Source organism: Undibacterium parvum (genome assembly GCF_003955735.1).
In the GTDB taxonomy this organism is placed as follows: Bacteria; Pseudomonadota; Gammaproteobacteria; order Burkholderiales; family Burkholderiaceae_D; genus Undibacterium; species Undibacterium parvum.
This window is the reverse complement of the sequence record NZ_CP034464.1, coordinates 2739922-2756809: the sequence shown is the minus strand read 5'-3', so window position 1 is coordinate 2756809 and position 16888 is coordinate 2739922. Positions and strand designations below refer to the sequence as shown.

The window sequence follows — 16888 nt, the reverse complement described above, 5'->3', positions numbered from 1 at the left end:
CACCTAGCCCAAGGCGCATATTCCATGCGGGTTTGCGGGCATACCCTGCCACCAGCCGCATGGGATATGCGCACTGGCGGGGTGCTGAATATTTTATTTCTTGTTGAGGCTAGCCTGATCGTCAGCATCTGCGTCGGGCAGTTTGCGGCCGCGTTGTTGTAGCGCCTGGCGTAGCAGATACTCGACCTGCGCGTTGGCGCTGCGCAGCTCTTGGGCTGCCATGCGTTCTATCTCGACCCATAAGACTGGGTCGATACGCAGCGGGAAGGATTTTTTACCGGGACTGGCCATAAGAATTTATGCGTTTTTTTTTCGATGCGCACTGATGCGATAATTTACTCATACCTGCCAGCTGCACGCGCCTGGTCTTGGTCGAGTTCTTCTTTGCTGAGCGGCACAAATGCGCCCTGCATGCGCATCCGTGCATGTCGCTCCCCCTCTGGCGAGTTGTGATATTTAAACAGCCGATAAGCTAAGTAGACGCCGACTATGGCCAACAATACCAAAACAAAAATCAGGGTGTTTTTATTCATGAATACTCCTTACTACTGATCACTTACGTCGAGATGGCTGAGCGTTTTTTAAAAAACACATCAGTTATAAAGCGTACCGGTGTTGATGATGGGCTGGGTCTCTTTATCCGAGCACAACACCACCAACAGATTGCTGACCATGGCGGCCTTGCGCTCGTCATCGAGCTCCACGATCTTACGTTCGGATAAGCCACGCAATGCTTCTTCTACCATGCTCACTGCCCCATGCACGATCTTCTTGCGGGCACTGATGATGGCTTCGGCTTGCTGGCGGCGCAGCATGACCTGGGCGATCTCTTGCGCATATGCCAGATGGGTGAGTTTGGCGTCTTCCACATCGATACCGGCAGCGGCGAAACGGCTGTGCAATTCTATGCGCATGGCATTGGCAACCACTTCCATGCCGGCCCTTAAGGTGGTTTCGCCCTCGTGCAAATCCTCGCCATCGTCATACGCGTATTGCGATGCCAGATGGCGTAAGGCAGCCTCAGCCTGGACATTCACGAAGCGCTCGAAATCGTCGACGTTGTAGATCGCCAATGCGGTTTCTTCTACGCGCCAGACGATGGCAGCACCGATCTCGACCGGATTGCCGCGCTTGTCATTGACTTTCAAAGGCGGGGTATTCAGGGTGCGGGCGCGCAGGCTGAGCTTGCGTTTGGCGAAAAATGGATTCGCCCAGCGCAGGCCCTCACTGCGATCGGTACCCTTGTATTGACCAAACAAGGACAGCAAGGCAGCTTCATTCGGTTGCAGCATGTACATCCCGCTCAAACAAAACACCCCCAGCAACATCAGCCCTAGCCTGAACAAGACCGCCACTGCGCCCGGATCTGGCGTGCCCGCCAGCAGCACCAACATGGCATAAGCGCCACCGAGTATCAGCGCCAGCCCAACGACGATCATCAGGTAACCGTCCATAGAACTGAGTGTGCGTTCCTGAACTAATTTTCTCACTGAAGGTTTTACAGTTGCGTTCATTTTATCTCCTGAAGTATGAGTCTACATGGCAAACAACGACATCAAAGTGATATCACTATAGGATCACTGTTCAGAAGATACAAGGGTAATTTAATTATTTTTTAATAAAGTTTTACTCACCCTTAAATTTCTTTAAGCAGGCTCTAAAGCATTAGCCTGCCGGATCACCATCAGGCATTTTTTTGGTAGAGCGTGGTCACGCTATCCATCACTTCCAATATCCGCTCGCTGCTGCTGGCGACGGTGTTTAGTAATAGCAGTTTATCTTGCGGATTCGCGCTCTTTTCTCCGAACTGGTGCAGGGCGTTATCAAAAAATAGCCACTGTTGCTGCGCCAGCGCCAGGCCATCTTTGATTTGCGGGGTATTCGCGGGCGCGCTCTGCAGTACCTCCATGGCGGCGATAAAGTCCTTGCGCGCAGCCTCCAGTTTAGCGATGGCATCAGGAGGTGCCACGCCCCATTGCAGGGCTTGATAATATTTCGCCATACGTTGCGAGAGCATGCGCTGGCGGCCCGCCAGATTCACCCGTTTGGCACTAGGGCTGCCGGAAAATTTTTCTAATTGCACGGTGGCGCTCTGTGCCAGCATCAGCATCTCATCGCTCATTAACATCAGATTTTTGGCGGAGGTCGGATTGGGGGTGGCGCCACTCAAGAGGTTTTTGTAATCCATCCAGTTTTTCTCCATCTGCGCAAACACCTGGCGGTTTTCCGCGGTGGGTGCGTAGGCGCTGAGTTCGGCTAGCTGCGCCTCAAACGTGGTGATAGAGCTGGCCAAAATTTTACGTGAATGGTAAATATCTATGCCCTGTCCTAGCTGCAGATAGGCCTTGGCCATGCGCTGCGAGAGCATCCTTTGGCGTCCCGATTTATTGATGGCGTCGTTAATATCATCGATCTTGGCAATCGCTAGTGACATCAGCGAGGTGCCGGCAGCCATCACCATGCTGAATCTTAAAAATTCCCTGCGCTTTTCTCCGCGTTTGTTTTTGTGCTTCATTGTGGCTCCTGGTGTCCGGGTTTATGTAGTGCTTAAGCGTGTTACTGATGAAAGATCTTCTGTCTTATAAGCAAATCTTGTTCCCGTAGTGATTTGCCGATATGCACCAAATGGAGGCATATCGGTTAAGATGCATGTCCCGTTTTAAATCGTCTTAGCAGCCCACGCATGAAAACCAAAATCCGCACCGAAGCCGCCGCATTGTGGCAACTCGCCTGGCCCGTATTGATAGGCCAGCTCGCCACGGTGGGCATGTCGGTGGCAGACGTCGCCATGACTGGCCATTTAAGTGCCGAAGATCTGGCGGCGGTAGCGCTCGGCGCATCGCTCTGGTCTATCGTCTTGGTCACCGTGATGGGCGTGATGATCTCTATCAATGCGGTAGTAGCGCATGAAGTCGGTGCCGGTAAATTTGAGCGCATCCCGCACATCATGCGTCAGTCCATGTGGATGGCGGCAGGCGTTGGCCTGATTGCCTGTCTGCTACTCAATCTCTCCACCATCGTGTTTGATTACCTGCAACTAGCTCCCTCTGTACACGCCAAGGCCAGCCAATTCGTCCATGTGATCAGCCTAGGGATGCCGGCCTTTGCCATGTACCGCGCCTTGTACAGCTATACCGCCAGCATCAATCAAACCAAGCCGGTGATGGTGATTGCCTTACTCGGGCTGGGCTTTAATATTATCGTCAACTGGTTGCTGATCTATGGCCACTGGGGACTGCCGCAACTAGGCGCAACCGGCTGCGCGGTGGCCACGGGGGTAGGCATGTGGCTGATGTTAGGCGCCATGCTGTGGTGGACCCATCATTCTCCGGTGTACCATCAAACCTTTCCATTTACCCATAAAGAAGCGCCACACTGGCCGGAGATACGCTCCATGCTGCGCATAGGCTTGCCTATCGGTGTAACTTACTTTGCCGAAGTCTCGGCCTTCGCTGCGGTGGGCTTACTGGTGGCGCGCTTTGGCATCGTGCCGGTCTCGGCCAATCAGATCGCCCTGAATTTTTCTTCGCTGGTATTCATGGTGCCTCTGAGTTTAGGCATCGCCCTGACCACGCGGGTCGGGCAGAGTCTGGGCGAAGGCGATGCCGTCAGGGCGCGCTTTATTTCGCTGGTCGGGGTCGGCCTGTCGCTGGGTTTCGCGGTCTTATCGGCCGCTTTCATCGCTATTTTCCGGCATGAAATCGCTGCTGCCTACACCTCAGACGCCGCGGTGCAGGCGATGGCCGCCAGCCTCATGCTGTTTGCCGCCATCTTTCAATTGTCAGACGCCACTCAGGTCTCTGCCTCATGCGCGATCCGTGGCTACAAGGTGACTCGCACTCCGATGTTGATACATTTGATGGCGTTTTATGGTTTTGCCTTACCGATAGGCTGCGCGCTGGGCTTGGGCCTGCTGCCGGAATGGATGCCTTGGCGACCGGCCCAACCTATGGCAGCCGCCGGTTTCTGGATAGGTCTGGTGTTCGGTCTGACCGTGGCAGCCTTGCTACTGGTCGCGTTTTTACAGAGGCTGTCACTAAGAAAGATCAGTTTTGCGGCCAGTTCCGGTAAAATAGCGGGCTAATCTCCGTATTTTCTAGCAGTTTACTTTTTAAAAAGATCACCATGAGTCTCCAATGCGGCATCGTCGGCCTGCCTAACGTCGGCAAATCTACCCTCTTCAATGCCCTGACTAAAGCAGGCATTCCGGCAGAAAACTATCCTTTCTGCACGATAGAACCTAACGTCGGTGTGGTCGAAGTACCCGACCCGCGCCTGGCGCAATTGTCGGCCATCGTCAAACCTGAGCGTGTACAAAACGCCATCGTCGAGTTCGTCGATATCGCTGGTTTAGTCGCTGGTGCCTCCAAAGGCGAAGGCCTGGGCAATCAGTTTCTAGCCCACATCCGCGAAACCGATGCGATCGTCAACGTGGTGCGCTGCTTTGAAGACGACAACGTCATCCACGTGGCCGGCAAGGTCAGCCCGCTGGACGATATCGAAGTGATCCAGACCGAACTGTGTCTGGCCGATATGGGCGCAGTAGAAAAAGCCATCCATCGCGAAAACAAAAAATCCCGTTCTGGCGACAAAGACGCAGCCAAATTGGTCGAGATTTTAGAGCGCATACTGCCCGCACTCAATGATGCCAAGCCGGTGCGCGCCATGGGTCTGGATGCTGATGAAATGGCCTTGCTCAAGCCTATGTGCCTGATCACTGCCAAGCCAGCCATGTATGTAGCCAACGTTTCTGATAGCGGCTTTACCAACAACCCTTTGCTGGATCAGCTGACCGCCTATGCGGCCACGCAAAACGCGCCTATCGTCGCCATCTGCGCCTCAATAGAATCCGAAATCGCCGATCTGGAAGACGCAGACAAGGCCGAATTTTTGGCCGACATGGGCATGCAGGAACCTGGTCTGGACAGATTAATCCGTGCCGCCTACAAGTTGCTCGGTCTGCAAACTTACTTCACTGCCGGTGTGAAAGAAGTGCGCGCCTGGACCATCCACGTTGGTGACACCGGCCCACAAGCGGCTGGCGTGATCCACACCGATTTTGAACGCGGCTTCATTCGCGCCCAAACCATCGCGTTTGACGATTACATCCAGTTCAAGGGCGAAGCCGGCGCCAAAGAAGCAGGCAAGATGCGCGCCGAAGGCAAGGAATACGTGGTCAAGGATGGTGACGTACTGAACTTCTTGTTCAACGTCTAATTCTGCAGAGCGCGCACTGCGCGCCTACGCTCAATAAAAAAGGCTACTGAATGTAGCCTTTTTATTTTTCAGACTACGCCAACACCAGCCATACAAAATCCAAATGGTGGCAAGCCCAGCGCGCATATTCCATGCGCCTCTCCGGCCATGCCGGGCTGCAAGGCGCATGAGATATGCGCAGTGGGCTTGCCTGTTTTGAGATTGTGTTTTGAGATTGCCTGCGATGTAATCGATGAGGCTCGCTAGGCCTTGCGAAGTGGAGTTAGAACATGGAATACGTCAACGCAAGACCTGCCCTCGCAGTTCGCTCGACCTGAATCCTGGGAAATTAGATCAAAAACCGTCAACGATAACTTCCATCGGCGCAGGCAAGTAAGCACGTTGCTGCTATGGCGACGAATTAGGCTGGGAGATTTAATGGCGAAGATGCGATTCGCCCACAGCCCGGTGATCCTCAATAAACTATTTCCATAGCGAAATCGAAAAACACACAGCTTGCGCCGGGCTCGCCCAACAAAGGGTTCAGATTGTGGCTCGCTTCGCGATCACAATCTAGCCTTACTCGTTAGGCATCTGGTGTTCGTCGTGTGTGCTAATCATTGCAACGAATGATCCAACCAAACCCGTGGTCTCCGGTCCCGATCTTCGGATTGACGATTAGCGTGTAACCATTCGGGCAAAGGGCAAACTCTTTAACGAGACGAACTGACTCGACTTCGGAGGCTCGAATGGGGTCATAGTGATAGGCCCTAAATTGCTTTGCTCCAATTGCGGCATACATAGACTTGTCGTTTTCGGAGGGCGCTCGCTGCTGGAGCCACCCACCCGGATTTGGCCGGATCGAAACATAGTCAGATGCACATCCCTCAACCAAAACAAGCATCGCTATTACAAACGGGAGCCGCAGTACGTGCATTGTGATGCCTAACGCAAAAGTGATGTGCGCCGCGAATTGCAGCCAGCAAGAAAAATCAAAAATAACACGGCGTCACGATCGACTGTTTTGTTAGGCACTTTCAGTATTCCTCGAAGACTAATTAATTGCAGGTGAAGAAAATAAAACATTGAGCTTGGTGCCATATTCTCTGATTGATTCAAGAATTTTCTCGGGGACCTCAAAGCTAGACCAAGTGCGCGGTGTACCTATGTTGATCACAATACAAATGCTTGAATACTGATTTGAGAGATTCTGCGCGATCCAGCCCAGAAATTCACTGATTTCTTCGATCTCACATGGGACTGAACTATATGGGCTATGGGTGCGGGGATTCACGCCGCCACGATGGTTCGGGAAGCGTTCACAAAATAAGGATCGCGCATTTAAAGACGTGTCACGCACGACGATCACATAAGAAATAGTGTCTGATTCGGAATCGGCCATAGAAGTGCCTAACGTGTTTTAATTTTCATTTTGCAAAGATAACCGGCAAGAAGAAAATAGCTGATCGGTTTCTTTCTTCGGGAAAGCCTTATGGCGTCTAGCTCAAATCGTATATGCCCTGAAAATAAATGGAATAAACAAATCGACAAAACGTTCATTCTAACTAATTGCATCATGCTAACACACTTGATTATGTGGAAACATTGTTTTAACTCACTAAGGAGGAATTGGCTTCATCTATGCCGCCGTAGGTAATCTCAAAACAGACAGCGCCACGGCGCATATCCCATGCGCTTCTTCAAGCACATAGGCCTGCGAGCCGCATGGAATATGCGTGTTGGCGGCATGCTGTTTTTGCTTTGCTGCGGCTTGGTCTTGTTTCTACTTCTGTCGTAGCTGTGCGATTGCTGGCCGGTGGTAGACCGGCGGCTACTCCCTTTTCTTGCTTCGCCAAGAAACGGAAGCAAAAGAAGGCGACGCAAATGCGTCGCCTTTTTTGGCATACCTTTTTTGGCGAAGCAAAAAAGGTATGTAGTTGCCGGTCTACCACCGGCCTGCAATCGCACAACAACGACAAAAGATCATCAAGCACAGAACCACAGCAAACAAAAACACCACCAAGCCCAATTCGGTAAGTCGTAATCTTTACGTAGGTCCTCAATAGCCGTAGGCGTATTGCGTCGTAGTAAGTGTTCAGCCAGCGATGAAAACTCCCTCGCCCGCAGGCGGGAGAGGGCCGGGGCGAGGGTGATTGAGCAAGGTATGCCTTCAAATAGCTGATGCGCTTAGCACTGTGAAGTATCAAACATTGTGCAAATTTGAACTACCCTCATCCCAACCCTTCTCCCGCGAGCGGGAGAAGGGCTTTGTATAGCGAGCTGAACAGTTACGCATCGTAAGCAATCTCGAAACAGGCAGCGCCACCGCCCATATTCCATGCGCTTCTTCAAGCACAATGGCCTGCGAGCCGCATGGAATATGCGCGCTGGCAAGGTGCCATTTTAAAAATGCTTCGCTGGCTAGCTTACTATTTTGTAAAAATTTGTTAAGGAAACAATCCAGTATCGACACCCTGCCAGAGTGAAACAGACGATTTTCGGACCCGGCGGAGAGCCGCTCGCCTCTGCCCGAAAGTGCGAATAACACGGTATCATATGTGATTGTCATATTCGCAAATGCCTCAGCTTCGTCCTTATGCCACACATCAGTGCACTCACTCTGTATCCAATCAAATCCTGCGCAGGGATAGCGCTGGCTAGCGCACAACTGGGGGCAACTGGATTGTCTTACCGGTCTATACGTGACCGTGAGTGGATGCTAGTCGATGCGCAAAATCAATTTCTGACGCAACGCGAACATCCGAGAATGGCCTTGATACAGCCAGGCTTCGAGGGCGAAAAATTCATGCTGCAGGCGCCCGGTATGCCCGCGCTGGAAATCCCCCTGGAGCAAGCCAGCAGCGCTGCCAGCCTGCAAGTGCTGGTCTGGGAGGATACGGTACCAGCCTACGATAGCGGCGACGTTTGTGCCGCCTGGTTTAGCCGCTTTCTGGGTATCGCCTGCCGCCTGGTGCGCAGCCATCCAGCATCGCAGCGTTGCGCCAATCCCAAATGGACAGGCGAGATCAAGGTGCCGTCCTTGTTTTCAGATGGCTACCCGCTATTGCTGATTTCGTCTGCCTCGCTGGCGGATTTGAATCAGAAATTGCTGGCGCAAGGACGCGCTGCCGTGCCCATGAATCGCTTCCGGCCGAATATCGTGATCGATGGAGTAGAGGCGTTTGAAGAAGATTATGCCGAGTTGTTACTGATACACAGCAGCGACTCGCCGCAGCACATCAAGCTAAAACCAGTCAAGCCTTGTCCGCGCTGCCCTATGCCCGCGGTAAACCAAGCCAGTGCCGAAGTGGAGCAAAATCCTGTGGACATCTTACAAAGCTACCGTAGCAATGCCTTGCTCGACGGTGCCGTCACTTTCGGCATGAACACTATCATCGCGCAGGGATTGGGACAAACTATCGCGATCGCTGATGGTCTAGAATTACAGTTGGCGTTTTAATGATGGCCGCTCTGAAAATAAGCCTGAGCTTGGCCAACAACCGCGATCGCAGTCGCATATGGACCACATTATGGATACTCTAGCCACCCCAGCCTTGGGCGCGGCCGCTTTAAGCCAGGCGCATCAGCAATTGAGTGAAGAAAACCGTCTGCTGCGTGAGCAAATGCGCGACTTTCTTAAGCAAGCGAACGACAATCAACGCATCATGTCGCGCCATCAAAATTTCAATCTCGAGCTGATAGGCTCCAGTAGTTTTCGCGAGTTGATAGAGACCATCTTCAGCACGCTAGCCAGCAGCTCTGATCTGGATGTGCTGAGTCTGACTTTAATCGATCATCAGAATAATTTGCGCTCTATCTTGCACGACCTGAGCTTTGATCTGAAAGAATTTCCTCAGTTGATGTTTGTCGCAAATGAAGCCGATTTAGGGCTGCCAGCACAGACCAGCAACAAGCCCAGTCTGGGACTGTATTCAGCCGCGCTGCATGCAAAGTTTTTTGCACCCTGCCAAAAAAAACCGCTCAGCGTCGCGCTAGTACCTTTGTTTAGGCAAAAGCGTTTGATAGGTTGTCTCAACCTGGGTAGTTTTCACGCCACGCGTTTCAGCGCCAGCATGGCCACCGATTTTATCGAGCAGATGGGTTTCATCATCGCCACCTGCCTGGAAAACGTGATCAACCATGAACGTCTGACGTATATAGGCCTCACCGATCCGCTCACCAATGTCAGCAATCGACGCAATGTAGAACGCAGGATGCTGGAAGAAATTGCGCGTGCCCGCAGGCAGCAATACAGTATCGCCTGCATGTATCTGGACATCGATTTTTTTAAGCAAGTCAATGATCAATACGGCCATCAAAGCGGCGATGATGTCTTAAAAGAAGTGGCTAGTCGCATCAAGGCTGAGCTACGTTTAAGCGATACCTTGGGACGTTTTGGCGGTGAAGAGTTTGTGGTATTGCTCGTCAATACCGATCTGCAAGCAGCCGCACAGGTGGCAGAAAGAATACGTCTGAGCATCGCCAGCACGCCATTTTTCCTGAGTATGAGCGGGGTCTGTAATAGCACGATTTCTATCGGCATCGCGGCGCTGAGCGCGAGCGACAATCAAGGCGATGCGGACGCGATCGCTGCCGAATTACTATGGAAATCGGATCGCGCCTTGTACGATGCGAAAGAACAAGGACGCAATCGAGTCTGTCTGGCGAAATGAAATTAAGCCGGTTTTTTCGCTTCCGCCTGCAAGCGTTCATACTTGGCGAGTAATTGCTCAGGTGTTTCGCGCCAGGCCGGATTAAACGGTATGCAGTTGACTGGGCAAACTTCCTTGCATTGCGGAACCTCATAATGACCGACGCACTCGGTACATTTATTCGGGTCTATTTCGTAAATTTCCGGGCCCATATAAATCGCTTCATTTGGGCACTCCGGTTCGCATACATCACAATTGATGCAATCGTCGGTAATGAGTAAAGCCATACATCCTCCTGCTACTACTGAATATTTCTGCGGCAACCGCAGGCTAAGTGTCAGCCCGCGCGCAGCACTTATTGTCCTTCTGCGTCAGCCACTTTTTGCTTGAGCCACTTATCCACGGAAGGAAATACAAATTTCGAGACATCGCCACCAAACATGGCAATCTCGCGCACGATCGTGCCTGAGATAAATTGATATTGATCCGACGGCGTCAGAAACAGGGTTTCGACATCCGGCAATAAATAGCGATTCATACCCGCCATCTGAAATTCGTATTCAAAATCAGATACGGCACGCAAACCACGCACAATGACGCGGGCATCGTTCTTGCGCACAAAATCTTTTAGCAAACCAGAAAAGCTTTCCACACGCACGTTTGGATAATGCCCTAAAACTTCATTGGCAATTGTCAGACGCTCGTCCAGTGAAAAGAAGGGTTTCTTATTTTTGCTGTCGGCTACGCCAACCACCAAAGTATCAAACAAGCCCGAGGCGCGACGCACCAAATCTTCATGACCACGTGTCAGCGGATCGAAAGTTCCTGGATATACGGCTGTGACCATCTTTACTCCCTTAATCACTACTCAAATTTGAATATGCACCACGACGAGCGGGCATTATGCCTGATTTTCTGGCAAATCACGCACCAAATTGCTGCGTTGCAGTATGTGAAAATACACAGCACCCGCTTGATCGGCGCGAATAACATTCCACCCAAGCAAGTAATCGGGTACTTCTTGCAGCTTGTCATCGATGAGTAAACTGTGCTCTGCTTCTACGTACAGTAAGCCATTTTGCGTGAGCAAGTGCGCGCAAATAGGTAATATTTTCTGCAGTATACCCAAGCCGAATGGTGGATCCAGGAAAATTACATCCATAGTTTGCTGACGCACGGCCATTCCGGCAGCTACGGTTAAAGCATCGGCACGCAGCAACACGAGCTCATCAGCCGCCAACTTCTGCTTAACTTGCTCCAACTGTTTAAATGCGGGGGTGTGAGATTCGACCATAGTGACTTGGGCGGCACCACGACTGGCAGCCTCGAAACCCAAGGCGCCGCTACCAGCAAACAAATCCAGACAGCGCAAGTCTTGCCAGCCGCCAGGCAATAAAAAATTCAACCAATTAAACACAGTCTCACGCACACGATCCGGCGTAGGACGCAAGCCATCAGCCACAATCACGTTCAGGGGCGTGCGCTTCCAGCGACCAGCGATGATCCTGACTTGATGAGATGGACGACTAGGCACAGGTGTTTTTTTGTTGTTGGTTTTCATAGAGCGAGCAACTAGTTGGAAATGTGAGTCAAAATTACCAACAGGGGTCTGTTAGAATGGCAGCATTCTAACCTGTACTCACTGCAACTAACGAAATCCTCGATGTTTAGCTTTTTTAAGAAAAAACCCAAAGATGAGCCGACTTCTCCCGCAGAAGCGACTCCTGCCCTCAACTTAACGACTGCCGAGCCGCTTGCCGCACCAGCAGCGGCGCTCGACAAACCGTCTTGGTTAAGCCGACTCAAGGCCGGTCTATCCAAAACCTCGTCTAGCCTGACCACTTTGTTTGTCGGTGCAAAAATCGATGACGATTTGTACGATGAACTGGAAACCGCATTATTAATCTCAGACGCAGGCGTTGAAGCGACTCAGTTCTTATTGAATGGCCTCAAGAAAAAAGTCAAAGAAGAAAAGCTGACCGAAGCTGAACAGGTCAAGACCGCATTAAAAATGCTGCTGCTCGAATTACTCAGGCCGCTGCAAAAACCTTTAGAGCTAGGCCGGCATCAGCCGCTGGTAATGATGATCTCGGGTGTCAATGGCGCCGGAAAAACCACCACCATCGGTAAGCTAGCCAAACATTTGCAGAACCATCAACAATCGGTCTTGCTGGCGGCCGGTGACACCTTTCGCGCTGCGGCACGTGAGCAGCTCACGATTTGGGGCGAGAGAAACAATATCACCGTGATTTCCCAGGAATCCGGGGATCCGGCGGCAGTCGCCTTTGATGCGGTAGCATCGGCCAAGGCGCGTGGCACTAACGTCGTGATGGTCGACACCGCAGGCCGCCTACCTACTCAATTACACCTGATGGAAGAGCTTAAAAAAATCAAGCGTGTGATAGGCAAAGGCATGGATGGTGCCCCGCAAGAGATCCTTCTGGTGATCGATGGCAACACCGGGCAAAACGCCCTGGCACAAGTCAAGGCTTTTGATGCGGCGTTGAATTTAACTGGCTTGATCATCACCAAACTCGATGGCACTGCCAAAGGTGGCGTGCTAGCTGCGATTGCGAAAAGCCATCCTATTCCTGTGTATTTTATTGGCATCGGGGAACAGATAGAAGATTTACAAGCCTTTAATGCGCAAGAATTTGTGGATGCCTTATTTGATTAATCGCTTTCATTCAAAATCATGATCGAATTTAAAAACGTTACCAAAGAGTACACGCAAGGTGTATTTGCTTTGCGCGATATTTCACTCACGATTGCCGATGGTGAATTAATTTTTTTAGCCGGCCCCTCTGGCGCGGGGAAATCCAGTCTATTGAAATTGATCGCTGGAGTAGAACGCCCTAGTAGTGGCATCGTCAGCGTGCATGGACAAGATGTCAGTAAACTTAATGCCAGTAGCCTGCCATTTTATCGGCGCAAACTGGGCTTAATACTGCAAGGCCAAGGCTTGCTGTTGGACCGCAGCGTACTGGCCAATGTCATGCTACCTTTGATCGTCGCCGGAGCGGCTAGCAGCGAAGCGGAGATTCGTGCCAGAGCAGCCTTGGAAAAAGTCAACTTATCTGACAAAGCAGAAGCGCGCCCTTTGACACTTTCAGGCGGCGAACAGCAGCGCGTCGCGATTGCACGCGCCATCGTCAATCGCCCGCGTATTATTTTGGCCGACGAGCCTACTGCCTTTCTCGACAAAGACAATGCCAACAAAGTAGTCAACGCGCTCAAAGCATTCCAGAGCGCTGGCGTGACCTGTATTATTTCCAGCCACGATGAGCAATTACTTGAGCAAGCTAGTCGTGTTATCTATCTCAGCAAGGGAGCAATCAGCGACTCTTGGACATCTGCACTAGCCGCCTAGCCGGTTAAGGACACATTATGACTAGCTGGTTACGCCTACACCTTTCCGCGATCACAAGCGCGCTCTCACATTTACGCTCTAGCCCAGGAAATTTTCTCTTTAATACTCTGGTTGTTGCCATCGCGCTCGCACTACCGATAGCCGGTCTGACGCTGATAGAAAATATTCGCCCAGTTTCCGCTCAATTATCCATAGAGCCAGAGATCAGCATTTTTTTACTACCAACAACTCCACGCTCGGAAGCCACCGCACTTTCAATTACGATCAAGAGCATGTTGAAAGCAGCGAATGTTTCAGCCAAACTCAATTTCATTACCAAAGACAAGGCCTTGGCAGCCATGGAAGAAACATCCAGCTTGGCTGAGGTCTTGGCAACCCTAGGGGGTAATCCGCTACCAGACGCGTATGTGTTATCGCTCGCGAATGCGGATGCAGACAAAGTCGATACTCTGGTTGCGCGTTTACAGTTACTACCAAACGTCGATGTCGTACAAGTTGACTCTGCATGGGTGAAACGGCTCGCCGCCCTAGTCCAGGTATTGCAAATGTTTTTGCTATTTTTGGCGATCACCTTAGCCATGGTAGTGGTGGTGGTGATCTTTAACGCGACCCGCCTGCAAGTCATGTCGCATCAGGCAGAGATTTCAATTGCCCGCCTTTTGGGTGCCAGCAATAGTTTTATACACAAACCCTATTACTACACCGGCGCCCTGCTTGGCTTACTGGCAGGTAGCGCAGCCTTAGCGCTAATTGCTTTGGCTTTGCGGCCACTGAACCTGGCAATTGCTGATTTTGCCAAGCTCTACGCTTCTGAATTTCATTTGACACCCTTAGGTATCATCCCCAGCTTATTATTACTGGCGGCCAGTATGTGCTTAGGCTTGTTCGGTGCTTTTTTCTCGGTAAGACGTCAACTTGCACGAATTTCAAACTTTTAGTCCTCAATAAATACTCCGTTTATTTGATCTTTCTCAATAATTTCTGCAACTTTTACCGTGGAATGCGCTCTAACTTCTATAATTCAACAGAGTTAATTGATTAATAAGCAATATAATTTGTTAGCACTTTTTGACACTTTCGATATAAATAGAGGTTATTAGCACTCAAGCTCAGAGAGTGCTAATATATGAAATTGAAGTGATCGCCCTTAGCACTGTTTTATTTATTAATAGCAAGCGACTGGCAGCAAATCTGGAGGAAGAATGACTTATTCATCGACACAAACCATTACGCCGTTTTCGAGCAACACAGCTCTGGCATTGGGTTTTAGCGGCACGCTCGGAAATATTGACGCCTATATTTCTGCGGTAAATCGCCTGCCTATGCTGACGCATGAGCAAGAGATGGATTTAGCCAAACAATTGCGTGAGAATAATGATCTCAATGCCGCGCAACAATTGGTTATGTCACACTTGCGTTTGGTTGTTTCTATCGCGCGTGGATATCTTGGCTACGGCTTGCCACATGCAGACTTGATTCAAGAAGGCAATATCGGTTTGATGAAAGCAGTCAAGCGTTTCGATCCTGATCAGGGGGTGCGTTTAGTCTCGTACGCCATGCATTGGATTAAAGCCGAAATGCATGAGTACATCCTCAAAAATTGGCGCCTAGTTAAGGTAGCGACCACTAAAGCTCAGCGCAAACTGTTCTTTAATCTGCGTAGCCATAAAGAAGGTCTGGACTCTATGTCGCAGGCACAAATCGAATCGCTCGCCAAGAAACTCGACGTCAAGCGCGAAGAAGTCATAGAGATGGAAATGCGTTTGTCTGGTCGCGATATCGCGATGGACTCACAAAGCGATGATGAAGATGATAAATTTGCGCCTATCGCCTATCTGAAGACAGAAGTAGACGAACCGACTCATGTGATAGAAGCGCAGCGCTACGACAAATTGCAAAGCGAAGGTTTGGAAACTGCGCTGTCCAAATTAGATGCGCGTTCACGCCATATCATAGAGTCACGCTGGCTACAGAACGACGATGGTTCCGGTGCGACTTTGCACGAATTGGCTAGCGAATATGGCGTTTCGGCTGAACGTATCCGCCAGATCGAAAGTGCGGCATTAAAGAAAATGAAATCTGCCTTAGCTGCTTACGCATAAGCTAAAAGCATACAAAAAAATGGCGCCAATCTGGCGCCATTTTTTATTGGTTCAGATTTAAATCTGAAGATACTCGCGGTACACTACTTTAATAAAATTTTAAGATCGTGGACGATAGGCTCGGCACCTTGTCCATGCCGCACAAATAATCGAATCCTACCTTCAGGATCAAACACGTAACTGCCAGCAGTATGATCCATAGTGTAAGAGTCGGCTGTCTTGCCAGGTGCTTTTTGATAAAAGACTTTAAAATCCTTGGCTACTTTAGCAGTCGCGGCCGGGTCGCCGTATAAACCCAGAAAACGTGTATCGAAATTTGGTACATAAGCCGCCAGCAAGGCCTGCGTATCGCGCTCAGGATCCACGGTGACGAACAATACCTGCACCTTTTCAGCTAAAGTATCCATTTGCTTCATCACATTCGCCATCTCTACCATGGTGGTTGGGCAGACGTCCGGACACTGCGTATAGCCAAAGAAAATAACGACGGCTTTTCCTTTGAAATCGAGCAAGGTGCGAGTCTTACCGTTGTGGTCAGTCAGCTCGAAATTTTTGGCGTAATCCAAGCCTGTCAGGTCGGTGTTAATAAACTTATCGTTAGAATTCGAACACGAGGTCAAACACAATATGAAAGACAGACAGAACAATCTAAATTGCTTGGGCAAGTGCATCATCATTTTTACAATTTAATATAGTGATCGACCAGCAAGGCCAGAAACAGCAAAGACAAGTAGATGATAGAGAAAGTAAAGGTCTTTCTTGCGAGTATGTCGTCGTAGTGACGGTAGATGCGCCATGCATACCAAAGAAACATAATCCCAAGTATTACCGCACTGATCAGATAAATCAGACCGCTCATATGCACAGCATACGGCAACATCGTAGTGGCAAATAATGCGATGGTATACAGCCAGACATGAAAGCGGGTGAACTCCAGACCATGTGTAATCGGCAGCATAGGCAAGCCAGATTTAGCATAATCATCGCGTCGATACATTGCCAAAGCCCAAAAATGTGGCGGAGTCCAGATAAAGATAATTAGCACCAGCAGCCAAGCTTGCATAGGAACATCGTTGGCAATCGCAGCCCAACCTAATGCAGGAGGCATCGCACCGGAAAGTCCACCGATCACGATATTTTGAGGCGTTGCCGGTTTTAAAACTATGGTGTAAATCAAAGCGTAACCAACAAAAGTGGCGAAGGTTAGCCACATCGTCAGAGGATTGACGAACTGATATAAAACCCACATGCCAGCACCGCCTATCGCACAAGAAAATACCAGAATTTGAGACTCGGTAATTTCTCCGCTGGCACTTGCCCGCCGCGCAGTCCTCGCCATTCGGGAATCAATTTCACGCTCTATCAGACAATTGATAGCGAAAGCTGCTCCAGCCAGCAACCAGATACCAACGGTGGCGGCAAGCATAACGCGCCAGTCTGGAAAATCTGGTGTCGCCAAAAACATTCCAATAATGGCGCAGAAGACGGCGAGCTGCGTAACGCGCGGTTTAGTCAGCGCCATATATTGCGCAAAACGGTTATTAGAAATACTCAAAGTTGTCATGAAA

General features: G+C 50.4%; 18 protein-coding genes. 8 read left to right on the top strand and 10 right to left on the bottom strand.

The window, feature by feature from the left end; translation table 11 throughout:
• Positions 1–93 precede the first annotated feature (93 nt).
• From EJN92_RS12055 to EJN92_RS12040, 4 genes are all read right to left on the bottom strand, one after another.
• Positions 94–291 (bottom strand): type II toxin-antitoxin system antitoxin, encoded by a 198-nt coding sequence (locus EJN92_RS12055; protein ID WP_126128050.1) that lies wholly within the window; start codon positions 289–291, stop codon positions 94–96.
• A gap of 44 nt (positions 292–335) precedes the next feature.
• Positions 336–533 (bottom strand): hypothetical protein, encoded by a 198-nt coding sequence (locus tag EJN92_RS12050; protein WP_126128049.1) that lies wholly within the window; start codon positions 531–533, stop codon positions 336–338.
• Positions 534–593: 60 nt separating this feature from the next.
• Positions 594–1514 carry an SPFH domain-containing protein gene (locus EJN92_RS12045; protein WP_126128048.1) on the bottom strand — a complete coding sequence of 307 codons (921 nt, stop codon included), beginning with the start codon at positions 1512–1514 and terminating at the stop codon, positions 594–596.
• Between the two features lie 170 nt (positions 1515–1684).
• The gene (locus EJN92_RS12040) at positions 1685–2515 is read right to left on the bottom strand and encodes a type IV pili methyl-accepting chemotaxis transducer N-terminal domain-containing protein (RefSeq protein ID WP_126128047.1); all 831 of its coding nucleotides are present in this window, start codon (positions 2513–2515) and stop codon (positions 1685–1687) included.
• 168 nt (positions 2516–2683) lie between these two features.
• Between EJN92_RS12040 and EJN92_RS12035 the strand changes: the two genes are divergently transcribed.
• Entirely contained in the window at positions 2684–4084 is a 1401-nt protein-coding gene (locus EJN92_RS12035; protein WP_126128046.1) for an MATE family efflux transporter, read from the top strand.
• Between the two features lie 41 nt (positions 4085–4125).
• Positions 4126–5217: a redox-regulated ATPase YchF gene (ychF, locus tag EJN92_RS12030; RefSeq protein ID WP_126128045.1), complete on the top strand. Its 1092-nt coding sequence runs from the start codon at positions 4126–4128 to the stop codon at positions 5215–5217.
• A gap of 1033 nt (positions 5218–6250) precedes the next feature.
• On the opposite strand, the gene EJN92_RS12025 is transcribed toward ychF, so the two are convergent.
• Positions 6251–6598: a hypothetical protein gene (locus EJN92_RS12025; protein WP_126128044.1), complete on the bottom strand. Its 348-nt coding sequence runs from the start codon at positions 6596–6598 to the stop codon at positions 6251–6253.
• Between the two features lie 1194 nt (positions 6599–7792).
• Here EJN92_RS12025 and EJN92_RS12020 point away from each other — a divergent pair.
• Complete coding sequence (locus tag EJN92_RS12020; protein WP_126128043.1) at positions 7793–8656, top strand: MOSC domain-containing protein; 864 nt, start codon at positions 7793–7795, stop codon at positions 8654–8656.
• Positions 8657–8714: 58 nt separating this feature from the next.
• A complete protein-coding gene (locus EJN92_RS12015; protein WP_126128042.1) occupies positions 8715–9869 on the top strand; it encodes a GGDEF domain-containing protein in 1155 nt (384 codons plus the stop codon).
• Positions 9870–9871: 2 nt separating this feature from the next.
• Here the strand turns inward: EJN92_RS12015 and EJN92_RS12010 are convergent, their stop codons facing one another.
• The 3 genes from EJN92_RS12010 to rsmD all read right to left on the bottom strand — a co-directional run bounded on the left by EJN92_RS12010 (position 9872) and on the right by rsmD (position 11409).
• Positions 9872–10135 carry a YfhL family 4Fe-4S dicluster ferredoxin gene (locus EJN92_RS12010; RefSeq protein ID WP_126128041.1) on the bottom strand — a complete coding sequence of 88 codons (264 nt, stop codon included), beginning with the start codon at positions 10133–10135 and terminating at the stop codon, positions 9872–9874.
• 68 nt (positions 10136–10203) lie between these two features.
• Positions 10204–10695, bottom strand: coding sequence for a pantetheine-phosphate adenylyltransferase (gene coaD / locus EJN92_RS12005; protein ID WP_126128040.1), 492 nt, complete (start codon positions 10693–10695; stop codon positions 10204–10206).
• A gap of 54 nt (positions 10696–10749) precedes the next feature.
• Positions 10750–11409: a 16S rRNA (guanine(966)-N(2))-methyltransferase RsmD gene (gene rsmD / locus EJN92_RS12000; protein ID WP_126128039.1), complete on the bottom strand. Its 660-nt coding sequence runs from the start codon at positions 11407–11409 to the stop codon at positions 10750–10752.
• Between the two features lie 102 nt (positions 11410–11511).
• On the opposite strand from rsmD, the gene ftsY reads away from it, so the two are divergent.
• The 4 genes from ftsY (at position 11512) to rpoH (ending at position 15320) form a co-directional block, all read left to right on the top strand.
• A complete protein-coding gene (ftsY, locus tag EJN92_RS11995) occupies positions 11512–12525 on the top strand; it encodes a signal recognition particle-docking protein FtsY (protein ID WP_126128038.1) in 1014 nt (337 codons plus the stop codon).
• Positions 12526–12543: 18 nt separating this feature from the next.
• Entirely contained in the window at positions 12544–13218 is a 675-nt protein-coding gene (locus tag EJN92_RS11990) for a cell division ATP-binding protein FtsE (RefSeq protein WP_126128037.1), read from the top strand.
• 17 nt (positions 13219–13235) lie between these two features.
• Positions 13236–14156: a cell division protein FtsX gene (locus tag EJN92_RS11985; RefSeq protein ID WP_126128036.1), complete on the top strand. Its 921-nt coding sequence runs from the start codon at positions 13236–13238 to the stop codon at positions 14154–14156.
• A 264-nt stretch (positions 14157–14420) separates the two neighbouring features.
• Positions 14421–15320, top strand: coding sequence for an RNA polymerase sigma factor RpoH (gene rpoH, locus EJN92_RS11980; protein WP_126128035.1), 900 nt, complete (start codon positions 14421–14423; stop codon positions 15318–15320).
• 83 nt (positions 15321–15403) lie between these two features.
• Here rpoH and EJN92_RS11975 read toward each other — a convergent pair whose 3' ends face one another.
• Both EJN92_RS11975 and cyoE read right to left on the bottom strand, forming a co-directional pair.
• On the bottom strand, positions 15404–15997 hold the full coding sequence (locus tag EJN92_RS11975; RefSeq protein ID WP_227869525.1) for an SCO family protein: 594 nt from the start codon (positions 15995–15997) through the stop codon (positions 15404–15406).
• A 2-nt stretch (positions 15998–15999) separates the two neighbouring features.
• On the bottom strand, positions 16000–16884 hold the full coding sequence (cyoE, locus tag EJN92_RS11970) for a heme o synthase (protein ID WP_126128034.1): 885 nt from the start codon (positions 16882–16884) through the stop codon (positions 16000–16002).
• Positions 16885–16888: the final 4 nt, after the last annotated feature.